Annotated in this window: 12 protein-coding genes; 4 read left to right on the top strand and 8 right to left on the bottom strand. The window is 52.3% G+C overall.

Annotated elements, in window-relative coordinates; genetic code table 11:
* Positions 1 to 156: 156 nt before the first annotated feature.
* Together ACR0AM_RS07195 and ACR0AM_RS07190 are read right to left on the bottom strand one after the other, a co-directional pair.
* Positions 157 to 438 (bottom strand): phytanoyl-CoA dioxygenase family protein, encoded by a 282-nt coding sequence (locus ACR0AM_RS07195; protein ID WP_480622509.1) that lies wholly within the window; start codon positions 436 to 438, stop codon positions 157 to 159.
* Positions 439 to 442: 4 nt separating this feature from the next.
* Positions 443 to 1,501 carry an L-idonate 5-dehydrogenase gene (locus ACR0AM_RS07190; protein ID WP_480622508.1) on the bottom strand — a complete coding sequence of 353 codons (1,059 nt, stop codon included), beginning with the start codon at positions 1,499 to 1,501 and terminating at the stop codon, positions 443 to 445.
* Between the two features lie 69 nt (positions 1,502 to 1,570).
* On the opposite strand from ACR0AM_RS07190, the gene ACR0AM_RS07185 reads away from it, so the two are divergent.
* Entirely contained in the window at positions 1,571 to 2,338 is a 768-nt protein-coding gene (locus tag ACR0AM_RS07185; protein WP_480603989.1) for an SDR family oxidoreductase, read from the top strand.
* A 47-nt stretch (positions 2,339 to 2,385) separates the two neighbouring features.
* On the opposite strand, the gene ACR0AM_RS07180 is transcribed toward ACR0AM_RS07185, so the two are convergent.
* Genes ACR0AM_RS07180 through ACR0AM_RS07160 form a run of 5 tightly spaced genes read right to left on the bottom strand, consistent with a single transcriptional unit; the run spans position 2,386 to position 7,320 of the window.
* Positions 2,386 to 2,976, bottom strand: coding sequence for a LysE family translocator (locus tag ACR0AM_RS07180; RefSeq protein ID WP_480622507.1), 591 nt, complete (start codon positions 2,974 to 2,976; stop codon positions 2,386 to 2,388).
* Positions 2,977 to 2,992: 16 nt separating this feature from the next.
* Entirely contained in the window at positions 2,993 to 3,916 is a 924-nt protein-coding gene (locus tag ACR0AM_RS07175; RefSeq protein WP_480622506.1) for a 2-hydroxyacid dehydrogenase, read from the bottom strand.
* Positions 3,909 to 4,757, bottom strand: a complete 849-nt coding sequence (locus ACR0AM_RS07170) for a fumarylacetoacetate hydrolase family protein (RefSeq protein WP_480622505.1) — start codon at positions 4,755 to 4,757, stop codon at positions 3,909 to 3,911. Before ACR0AM_RS07170 ends, ACR0AM_RS07175 begins: the two co-directional genes overlap by 8 nt.
* A gap of 11 nt (positions 4,758 to 4,768) precedes the next feature.
* Positions 4,769 to 6,565: an IlvD/Edd family dehydratase gene (locus ACR0AM_RS07165; protein WP_366553914.1), complete on the bottom strand. Its 1,797-nt coding sequence runs from the start codon at positions 6,563 to 6,565 to the stop codon at positions 4,769 to 4,771.
* Entirely contained in the window at positions 6,562 to 7,320 is a 759-nt protein-coding gene (locus ACR0AM_RS07160) for an SDR family oxidoreductase (protein ID WP_480603981.1), read from the bottom strand. The genes ACR0AM_RS07165 and ACR0AM_RS07160 overlap by 4 nt, the downstream gene beginning before the upstream one ends.
* Positions 7,321 to 7,510: 190 nt before the next feature.
* Here ACR0AM_RS07160 and ACR0AM_RS07155 point away from each other — a divergent pair, with 190 nt between their 5' ends.
* Both ACR0AM_RS07155 and denD read left to right on the top strand, forming a co-directional pair.
* Entirely contained in the window at positions 7,511 to 8,395 is an 885-nt protein-coding gene (locus tag ACR0AM_RS07155) for an NAD(P)-dependent oxidoreductase (RefSeq protein ID WP_480603979.1), read from the top strand.
* The gene (gene denD, locus ACR0AM_RS07150; protein WP_480622504.1) at positions 8,392 to 9,360 is read left to right on the top strand and encodes a D-erythronate dehydrogenase; all 969 of its coding nucleotides are present in this window, start codon (positions 8,392 to 8,394) and stop codon (positions 9,358 to 9,360) included. The genes ACR0AM_RS07155 and denD overlap by 4 nt, the downstream gene beginning before the upstream one ends.
* On the opposite strand, the gene ACR0AM_RS07145 is transcribed toward denD, so the two are convergent.
* Positions 9,357 to 10,007 carry a GntR family transcriptional regulator gene (locus tag ACR0AM_RS07145; RefSeq protein ID WP_170396177.1) on the bottom strand — a complete coding sequence of 217 codons (651 nt, stop codon included), beginning with the start codon at positions 10,005 to 10,007 and terminating at the stop codon, positions 9,357 to 9,359. The two genes, denD and ACR0AM_RS07145, sit on opposite strands and share 4 nt — an antisense overlap.
* A gap of 197 nt (positions 10,008 to 10,204) precedes the next feature.
* Between ACR0AM_RS07145 and ACR0AM_RS07140 the strand changes: the two genes are divergently transcribed.
* Complete coding sequence (locus ACR0AM_RS07140; RefSeq protein ID WP_480622503.1) at positions 10,205 to 11,218, top strand: TRAP transporter substrate-binding protein; 1,014 nt, start codon at positions 10,205 to 10,207, stop codon at positions 11,216 to 11,218.
* Positions 11,219 to 11,266 lie beyond the last annotated feature (48 nt).

Raw genomic sequence — 11,266 nt, 5'->3', positions numbered from 1 at the left:
AACAATCCTCAGACGCAGAAAGGAAATCAAACACCAGACAATCCAGAAACGCCGCTTGCTGCATCATCAGAACGCGGCGTAGATTGAAACTACGGCGAGCCTGATCCTCCTAAGCCAATCAAACGCTCGTGTTCCAAATCATTCGATGACGGACAATCACGCTTCTTTCACAAAAAGTGCACCGCTCCAAACCATGAGATCCGGCCCTAACACCGTTGAAGCAGCCTCAATCAGCTTCGGATGGCGAAGAAGTGCATCGAATGATGGTATCAGCCTGTCCGGATAAGAATATAGAAGCTTGAGTTTATCTGGGTCGTCTCTGAGAATGCGCTCAGCTTTCTCAAAATCATTGCGCAGCGCTTGGACCTCAGAAGCTGTCAAGATATCCAGCGGAGCTACGAAACCGTCTCTTTCATAAGTCTTTGCAATATCACTCATTCGTCTATCCATCGTCATTTTCTGGAAACGTTAACTGCACCTTCATTGATTGGCCTCGATCAGACGCGACCTCAAAGGCAGTGACAGCTTCGCTAACTTCGAAGGAATGCGTTACCAACTGGTCGACGTTAATTAGTCCGCTTCGCATCATCTCGACCGCGACTGAAAACTCGGAATGGAAGCGGAAAGACCCGCGAAGCACTAACTCTTTTGCAGTCAACGCCTGCATCGGCACAGTCATATCTCCGCCCAGACCAAGCTGAACCAATGTTCCACCCGGGCGCAAGCATGCGACGCCAGAAGCCAGAGCCGATTGAGCCCCGGAACACTCCAGTTGCACATCAACCTGGCCCTTGTCGTCTTCAAACTGCTCCAGTTTTTGCGGATCGGCGTAGGTGTTGATGACATCGTCTGCCCCACATTCACGCGCCACAGCGAGGGGCTGGTCCGAGATATCCGTCGCCACTATTCTGGCCGCCCCAGAACGACGCGCCGCCAAGATCGTGAGGCAGCCGATTGGACCGCATCCCGTGATAAGAACCGTTTTACCTAAGAGGCTCCCGGCTTGTTTAATCGCGTGCAAACAGACCGCCAAAGGTTCGGCCATAGCGGCCTGCGCAGGACTTAACCCATCTGCTGGAACGCATTGACTGGCTTTCGCCACGAGTTTGCTTTGAAAAGCGCCTTGGATATGCGGGAACGGCATCGCGCTGCCATAGAACTTCATATCAAGACAGTGGTTTTGCTGCCCGTTCAGACAATAAATGCAGGATTGGCAAGGTCGGGATGGAGAAACTGCAACCAGTTGACCTAAATACAACCCCTGCACACTTGACCCAACTCTCACTATTTCCCCGGCGATTTCGTGTCCAAGCACCATCGGTTGACGCAACTTGATCGCACCGAAACCACCGTGGTTATAATAATGCAGGTCAGAGCCGCAAATCCCTCCCGCGCGCATGGCAATCAAGACTTCGTCTGGCCCCACGTCGTGAACATCCCGGTTTTCCAACCTCAGATCTTTTGCGGCATGGATAACAACAGCAACACTGGCCGAAGACATTGCACGGACTCCCTATACAGATTGCCAAAAGATACGGATAGTCGGTGCTGACAACCAAGGGATTTTTGCATGACGCTTGAAATGTTTAGCCTAGAGGGAACACGCGCGCTCGTAACAGGCTCTAGCCAAGGCATCGGATTTGCATTGGCTCGTGGTTTGGCTGCCGCCGGTGCGCAGGTCGTTTTGAACGGTCGCGATGCCACTAAACTAGCGGCAGCAGCATCCGAGCTGAGCGAAACAGGCGCCTCGGTACGCGAACTTTCGTTCGATGCAACCGATCATGAAGGTGTCCGATCTGCCGTCGACGACTTTGAAGCAAAGGTCGGCCCGATAGACATCCTGATAAACAACGCCGGAATGCAACACAGGACGGAGTTACAGGATTTCCCCGCTGATGCCTTCGAGCGCCTGCTACAGACAAATGTAGCGTCCGTCTTTCACGTCGGTCAGGCTGTGGCACGGCACATGATTGAAAGAAAGTCTGGTAAGATCATTAACATTGCGTCGGTTCAATCCGCATTAGCAAGACCGGGTATTGCGCCTTACACGGCGACAAAAGGCGCCGTGACCAATCTTACAAAAGGAATGGCAACTGATTGGGCTAAGTATGGTCTGAACTGCAATGCCATTGCGCCTGGATATTTCGATACACCTTTGAACGCCGCCTTGGTTGCCGACCCAGAGTTTAGCTCATGGCTTGAGAAACGTACCCCGGCCGGTCGCTGGGGAAATGTAGAAGAACTTGTAGGCGCCGCTATTTTCCTTGCGTCACCTGCATCCAGTTTCGTCAATGGTCATACTCTCTATGTCGATGGCGGAATAACGGCGTCACTTTGATTTGTGGCTTTCAATCGTCTGCTAAGTAAGACCGACTTAGATATCGTTCATAGCGCCGACGCCAAGGCAATCACCACAACCACCATTAATGAAGCGGCCATCGCAATATTGATCCATTGATGCGATCTCTCGCTTAAATCAAGGCTACCCAGCTTTGCGCCAGCACCTAGCCAGATCATGTGCACTGGCACCCAAATCATATTGAATACTACGATTTTTATGACGACCTCCCAAACGGGCGCATCGGGCAAAAAGGCAAACCCTGAAAACAATGCTGTGCCGACCACGTAAGCCTTGGGATTAATGAACTGAAGTGTCAGAGCGTTCGCAAAACCAAGCGGCGAAACCGCAGGGGAAAATCCGACCTTTGAGCCGGCGCTGGCAATACGCCAGGCGAGAAATACCAAATACCCGACAGATGCGAATAGCAACAAAGTTCTAAGCACCGGTACAGCCAAAGCAACCGCAGCGACTCCAGAGACAACTAACATCATGTTGATGAACCCGCCCAGCATCAGACCAGCCACAAAGGCGAGTCCAGCTCGAAAACCAAATGCTGATCCAATACCCGCGGTTGTTAGAACACCCGGGCCCGGCGTAATCAGCAGAAAGAAAACCGCGACAGCAAACTCAAACACTTTTCAGATTGGCCTATTACAGATCTCTGCATTCCGGCACAGCTATGATCACCGATCCGTCCTTATGGTGTTGCAGCAGATTGTCGACAGTCAGGTCACCCATTGCTGCACGCGTCTCAAAAGTCGCGCTACCAGCGTGAGGGAGCAGAACGACATTGGACAACTCGCGCAATGCTTTTGGAACGCGCGGTTCGTCCTCGAAGACATCAAGCCCTGCCCACCCGAGCTCACCGTTTTGCAATGTACTAATTAAGGCAGTTTCGTCGACAACCGAACCTCGACTAACGTTTATCAGAGTGCCGCCTGCCCCCAACGCGCGCAACACCTCAGCGTTGACCAGCCTATTGGTCGACGGGCCGCCGGGCGTGATGCATATGAGGACGTCCACATGCTCTGCCATTTCAACCAAATTGTCGAAATATCGGTACGGGACATCCTTTTGATTGCGGGTGTGATATGAGATTTCGGGTGCCCACGGCTCCAATTTATCAACAATCGCCTGACCAATACGACCAAGACCAAGAATGCCTATTTTTTGATTGTCCGCTGATCGCGTCAAAGGGGCATTACCTTCAACTTCCCACCGTCCGGACCGAACGTAATTATCGTCACGTATGAGCTCTCGATAACATGACAGCAACAGCAGAACGGCGGTGGTTGCGACTTCTTTGTTCAACACATTGGGCGTGTGAGTCACAACAATCCCGCGCTCAGCCGCAGCACTTGCGTCGACGGCGTCGTAACCGACTCCATAGACGCTGATCATCTTCAGATTACTGAGTGAAATCATTAGGTCATGCGGAACGCCATCATGCCCGTTCGTTACGATATGCGTAATACTTTCCGCGTTGAAGTCGTCCAATTGATGAATATTGAACACTGAAGACAGGCGTTCTCTCATCCGTTCGGTGATCCCACCAATTTGCAACAAGTCAGCCATCCTGGCCAACCTTTTGCCGTTGAACACCAAGCCCATCGATACGAAGCTCCATGACGTCGCCCTTTTTCAGATAAACTGGTTCCGGTTTGATCCCCATTCCAACACCGGGCGGTGTTCCGGTTGAAATGACGTCACCGGGGTGCAGTGTAAAAAGTTGGCTTAGATGCTCAATGATCTCGGCAACGGAAAAGATCATCGTGGCAGTATTCCCGGTTTGCATGCGCTGACCGTTTACATTCAGAGACATACCAAGACTCTGAGGATCCGGCACCTCATCCCGGGTCACTAGCCACGGGCCGGTAGGGCCAAATGTGTCGCAGGATTTTCCTTTGGTCCATTGACCTGTCAGTTGCGTTTGAAAATGCCTTTCCGACACGTCGTTTACGATGCAATAGCCCGCAACATATTCGAGTGCGTCGGCCTTGGAGACGTATTTGGCCGTCTTACCAATGACGACCCCCAGTTCGCATTCCCAGTCGGTATGTGTAGACCCCCGCGGCATAACAACATCGTCATAGGCACCAATGACGGCTGAGTTCGCCTTGAAAAAGAGTATCGGATGCTCGGGAATATCTGCGCCGGTTTCTGCAGCATGGTCCGAGTAGTTCAGACCGATGCAAAGAAATTTTCCGATGTCACCGACACACGGCGCGATACGAGGGTCACCCTCTACAACTGGCAGGTTGTTCGGATTCAATGACCGCAGGTTATCAAGCGTTCCGTCATCCAATATATCCCCCGTGATATCATTGATATGAGCGGACAGATCCCGCAATTGACCCTCAGAGTCGACCAGGGCCGGCTTTTCCGAGCCCTTGGCTCCGTAACGCACAAGTTTCATTTCCGTTCCTTTTAGTGGTTATCGCGTGGCATGAAGCCTCGCGCGATATCGCGGTAGTTTTCTGCACCCTTGAGCGTCATACCGCGATCCAAGCGATCTATTTTTTCGCGGAATATTTCCTGCCACGGGGATTGGTTGGGCGGGGTTGAATAACCACCCTTTGCCTCCAGATCGCGGGCGCGTTGATGCAGTTCTTCGAGCGAAACCAGCATATCTGCTGTGCCTTTGCCAAGATCGATGCGCAGTCGGTCGCCATTTCGCACCAAGGCCAACCCACCACCCTCTGCAGCTTCGGGTGAGGCATTCAGGATAGACGGGCTTCCTGATGTACCGGATTGCCGTCCATCACCGATGCAAGGAAGGGCTTCGATGCCCTGTTTCAACAAATATGCGGGCGGCCGCATGTTCACGACCTCTGCAGCACCAGGGTATCCTTTTGGTCCCGCTCCGCGCATAATCAGAATACAGTTTGCGTCGATGTTTTCTGCAGGATCATCGATCCGATGGTGAAAGTCCTCAGGCCCATCAAACACAACCGCCCTGCCCTCAAATGCATCCGGATCATCCGGGTTCGACAGGTAGGTCTCTCGAAATGCCTGTGAGATCACAGACGTCTTCATAATCGCACTCTCGAACAGGTTGCCCGAGAGATTGATGAACCCCGCCTGTTGCTTAACCGGGCTACTGACAGGCTTGATTACGTCGCTATTCTGAGACCGGCGCGTCGAGCAGTTATCGCCCATCGTCTTACCGTTCACCGTTATCGCATCGGAATGCGGCAGCAATCCAGCATCAAGAAGCTCTCCGACAACGGCGGGTACACCTCCGGCCTGTTGGTAGTCTTCGCCCAGATACTTACCCGCTGGCTGCATGTTAACTAACAGAGGAACGTCGTGGCCAAGTTTCTGCCAGTCATCGTTGGTCAACGGAACACCAAGATGCCGGGCGATTGCATTCAGGTGGATCGGCGCGTTCGTCGATCCGCCAATCGCAGAGTTGATAACAATCGCATTCTCAAAAGCCTGACGTGTCATCACATCGCTGGGGCGTAGATCCTCCCAGACCATGTCCACAATGCGTTTACCCGTTTCATAACTGATTTGGCCGCGCTCTCTATACGGGGCTGGAATGGCTGCTGATCCGGGCAATTGCATACCCAAGGCCTCAGCAAGCGAATTCATGGTCGTTGCTGTTCCCATCGTATTGCAATAACCCACCGAAGGTGCTGCGGCGGCTGCGATTTCCATGAACTCATCGGTGTCGATTTCGTCAGCCGCAAGGTCTTCGCGAGCTTTCCATATAACCGTGCCCGATCCAGCGCGTTCACCTTTCCACCAACCGTTGAGCATGGGGCCGACCGACAGGGCAATCGCTGGGATGTTGACGGTCGCAGCGGCCATAAGAAGCGCGGGCGTGGTCTTGTCGCAACCAATGTTCAGAACAACGCCATCAATCGGATACCCGAATAGACTCTCAACCAAGGACAGATAAGCCAGGTTGCGGTCGAGTGAGGCCGTTGGCCGTTTACCTGTCTCTTGTATCGGGTGGACCGGTATTTCGATGCACGTTCCGCCGGCGGCGATGATTCCATCGCGAACACGTTTGGACAATTCGATATGATGCCGATTACAGGGGCTCAAATCACTGCCGGTTTGAGCAATGCCAATGATCGGTTTGCCTGATTGCAGTTCCTCACGGGTCAAACCGTAATTCAGGTATCTTTCCAGATACAATGCAGTCATCTCAAGGTTCTCAGAATTCATGAACCACTTGCGAGATCGCAAATCGTTTTTTGATACTTTTGTCATTGGCCTGACCAACCCCCGTCAATTATGTGCGTGTGTCCTGTGGTGAATGCACTTTCATCGCTCGCCAGATAGACGACCAAGGCAGCAATCTCTTCTGCTTTCGCTACACGCCCCATAGGCTGACGCGCCACAAATTGTGCAAGGGCCTCTTCTCTGCTGCCCAGTTGCTCGCCCAACGCATCTACGCGGTCACGCCAACTGGGACTATCGACTGTTCCCGGACAAATGCAATTGCACCGGATTCCTTTTGTTATGAAGTCCACGGCTACCGATTTCGTCAGCCCGACAACAGCGGCTTTTGTCGTTCCATATACAAAACGATTTGGCGCACCGATTATGGAACCCAGCGCGGAAGACATATTGATTATCGAGCCTCCTCTGCGCTCTATCATTCCCGGCAATACAGCCTTTGTCGTGCGCACCATCGAGCGCACATTAAGGTCCATTGCGAAATCCCACTCTTCATCGGTTGCATCCAGAATAGTTCCGTGATGCACGAACCCTGCGCAGTTGAACAAAACGTCCGGCTTCGCTCGCGCGACCCCATGATGAATGCTGTCATTATTCGTCACATCCATCTCGAATATTTCGAGATTTTCGAGATTCTGACCGCGAATCAAATTTAGTTTTTCAGGGTTAATATCCGTCGCATAGACTTTTGCACCCTCTCTTGCCATTGCAATTGCGCTTGCAAGTCCGATCCCCTGTGCGGCGGCTGTGACCAGGACGCTTTTTCCCTTAAGTCTTTCTGACATATAAATATTCCGACCTCAAAAGTGGCGACTGGACAAGTGTTACTTCGTCCCACAGATCAACCGAGAAGCAAAGAAACCTTGGCGGATTTGCAACGACTTCTGGCATGTGGGCACAGAGCCGTTAGCGTATGACAGAGATTTTGGTTTGGCCATAACCATGCGTGGCACAGCTTCGGAAGGACAGTAGATGATGAGCAAGCAGTTCAAAGTGGCTCTGTTGGGAACCGGGCTGATGGGAGCTCCTATGGCGCGGAATATTTTGTGCGCCGAGTTTCCGCTCACTGTATGGAACCGCAGCTTGAAAAAGGCCAAACCGTTGACAGCAGAAGGCGCGACATTGGTGGAAACTGCCCCGCTGGCGGTTTCGGGTGCAGACGTAATAATAACCATGCTCTCGGATGGATACGCGACCGGCGCGCTACTTGCTGACGAGGCTTTCCGCGAGCAACTCAAACCGGGGATGATCTGGATTGATATGTCGAGCGCCAAACCCGAACACGCAAGAGAGCAATCCGCGCAGCTTTCCTCGATGGGGGTGCTGCATCTGGACGCCCCGGTTTCCGGTGGCACCAAAGGTGCCGAAGCTGGCACCCTTGCGATCATGGTCGGTGGCGATCAGGACGTTATGGAGCGCGTGCGACCGGTTCTGACAGCAATGGGCCGGCCTGTACATGTTGGCCCAAGTGGTTCTGGTCAATTGTGCAAATTGGCCAATCAAACAATTGTCGCTGTAACAATATCGGCTGTCGCCGAAGCGACTCTACTGGCTCAGCAAGGCGGTGCAGACCCCACCGCGTTGAGGGCCGCACTGAAGGGGGGCTTTGCGGATAGTATTATCTTGCAACAACATGGCGAACGCATGTCTGATGGAAATTTTACACCTGGGGGTTTGTCTAAGTTTCAACTAAAGGATTTGGACAACACGCTGGAGGAAGCGCGAAGCCTTGGCGTTCAGCTACCTAGCACCCGATCTGTGCGCGACCGTTTCGAATATCTGATAGACGAAATGGATGGGGCCGAACTGGATCATTCGGCTTTGTATCTAGAACTCAAAAAACGGAACGGAATGCTGTGACGCGGATCCTGATTATAGGCGGCGGAGGAATGCTGGGCCAGAAACTGGCCCATCGCGTGTCGACCCAAGAAACCTTTGGAGCCGATGCCCAAGTCTCACTGTTCGATCTCTCGTTCCCGCCCGACAGTGCGGCAGGTAATCAAATTGTGGGGAACTTGACTGCGTCAGGCATAGCTAAGTCTTTTGCTACGCAGCGGCCAGACGTCATTTTTCATCTTGCAGCTATCGTTTCAGGCCAAGCTGAAACAGACTTTGCGTTGGGTTGGGATGTAAACCTTATGGCAACGTGGGCACTGCTGAACGCACTTAAGGATGAACACGAAGCTTCAGAAAGCGAGTACACACCTCGCCTGGTTTTTGCCTCGTCCATAGCAGTTTTCGGGTCACCATTCCCCGAAAAGATAAGCGATGAATTCCTCTCGGCACCTTTGACAAGTTACGGAGCGCAGAAAGCGGCGGCTGAATTGATGATCACGGATTTCAGCAGGAAAGGATATATCGACGGTATTTCCTTGCGCTTGCCCACTTTGTGTGTGCGCCCGGGCAAAGCCAACGCTGCCGCTTCGTCCTTCTTTTCAGGTATAATCCGAGAGCCATTGAATGGGGATGAGGCTGTCTTGCCAGTTGCCGAAACTGTTCGTCACTGGCACGCCAGCCCCCGCGCCGCTGCGACTTTTTTGACCCACGCAGCAACAATGGACACGCAGCTTTTGAATGACAGACGCGCGTTGAACATGCCTGGCGTAAGTTGCACCGTCGCCGAACAAATCGAAGCTCTGCGCAAAGTGGCCGGCCAAGAAGCTGTTGGACTAATCAGGCAAGAACCCGACGAGACAATCGAACGAATAGTCAAGAATTGGCCGCGAGACTTTCAAACAGATCGCGCTCTGGAGTTGGGGTTCGAGGCGGAGTCAAACTTCGACGAAATCATTCGCGTGTATTTGGAAGACGATTTTCGGCTTTAGTCGCCCATCGTCTTTCCAGTTAGATGGCGTTCCAGATGGTCGTGAATTTTCTCTCGTGTTAACTGCTCATCCCCTGACAATGCTGCTTCAAGTATATCGGCATGGTGTCTTATGTTCTGAGAAATGAATTCAAAGTTCCGGTCTGCCACCATCAACTGCTGTCTGAATTGCGCGTAAACTCGGCTATGCATTTGTTTTAAAGTTTCCGAGCCACAGGCAGAAATAAGTGTTTGGTGAAATTCCTTTTCCGAGGCAAACCATATCTCGATAAGGCCGCTCGGGTCGTCTGTGGCGTGAATGCGTTTTTCGATATGGCTGAGTTTGTGATGTGCGGCCGTCAATCTTGCTTCCCAATCCACCCCGCCATTACGGATCGACATTGCGGTGCCTTCGGCCTCCAACAGAACACGAACGTGCGTCAATTCGATAAGCTTCTGCGGCGAACGCATTGGCACGCGGAAACCTTTTTGTTCCTGAAAGTCCACCAAACCAACAGCGGCCAAACGAAAAAGGACTTCACGAACGGCGCTCGCGGAACAGCCATACACTTTACGAAGTTCTTCAGCCCGCACCTTGGCTCCATGCTCGAATCCATTAGAGATCAGGCGCATCTTAAGATCTTGATAAATATCTATTTCGTCGTTCATTCCAGTATGTACCTTCAAGTTTTGTCCAAGTAGCGCCCTAACCTTATTTTCGAATTATCGCAAGAATCTCGAAATTTTTAGAAATTTCAATTTTTTCTTGTTGCATTCGATTCGTCGGCTTAACGTTTACCTGCGCGACAGCAAAGGAGGCGGCAAGATCTTCCACACCGCGCACGCTCAACGTCTGGGAGGACAATATGAAAATAGTCAAGACAGCGGCCCTGGCGGCCGTAGCCACGACAATGGCAGCCGGTTTCGCGATGGCTGAAACAACGAAGCTTAGAATTCAAACCCATTTTTCGCCCGAAACTCTGTCAGGCCAGATGGCTGCAAAATTCGTTGAAGACATTCAGGAAATGTCGAACGGCGAAATCGAAGTTGAAATGTTCTATTCCTCTTCGGTGGTCAAATCAGTTGAAACCTTCGATGCCGCAGCTACCGGAATTCTGGATTGCGACATGACGGGCGGCGGCTATCAGACCGGTAAAAACCCGGCCTTCCAGTTTGCGGGCGACCTGCTCGGCGGATATCAGAACCCATATCAGCAAATGGCTTGGCTTCTTCATGGCGGCGGAAGAGAAGCTGTAAATGATTTATACAACGGCTACGACATGGAATTCATCGGATGGTGGATTCCCGGGCCAGAGTCGTTGTCTTCGACCAAGCCGATTGCGAAAGTGGAAGACTTCAAAGATTGGAAGTTTCGCTCGCCTCCAGGCCTTGCAACCAAAGTGTTCGCGGAACTTGGTGCTTCTCCGATCGTGATGGACTTCAACGAAATCTTCACGGCTTTGGAAACCGGTATCATTGATGGTGCGGATGCTGCGAACCTGACGAACAACGTGGGCCTCGGTCTGTACGAGATCGCAGGTCACACAAACTATCCCGGTTTCCACTCGATGCCTGCAGATCACCTAGCTTGTCGCAAAGACGTCTGGGAAGCGATGCCCGCGCATCACAAGAAGATCATGGAAGTCGCAATGGATAGCCTGGCATTGCACAATGCCACAATCAATGAGGTGCAGAACGCTCAGACTGCAAAAGACCTGAAGGCAAAAGGCGTTCAGTTGTACGACTGGTCGCCTGAAGACCTGGCAGCGTATCGCGCGGCCGTTCAGGTCGGTTGGACTGAGTTCGCAACGACACCTGAAGCACAGGCGCTTTTAGAAAGCCACATCAACTTCCTGCGTGACCTGGGCGCAATGCAGTAATCAGGCTTCGATCGAACCACGACACACGGAAAGGCCGCACTTGCGGCC

The organism is Ruegeria sp. AD9, assembly GCF_056542305.1.
The sequence above is the reverse complement of the archived record's forward strand: the minus strand, read 5'-3'. Positions and strand labels throughout refer to the sequence as shown.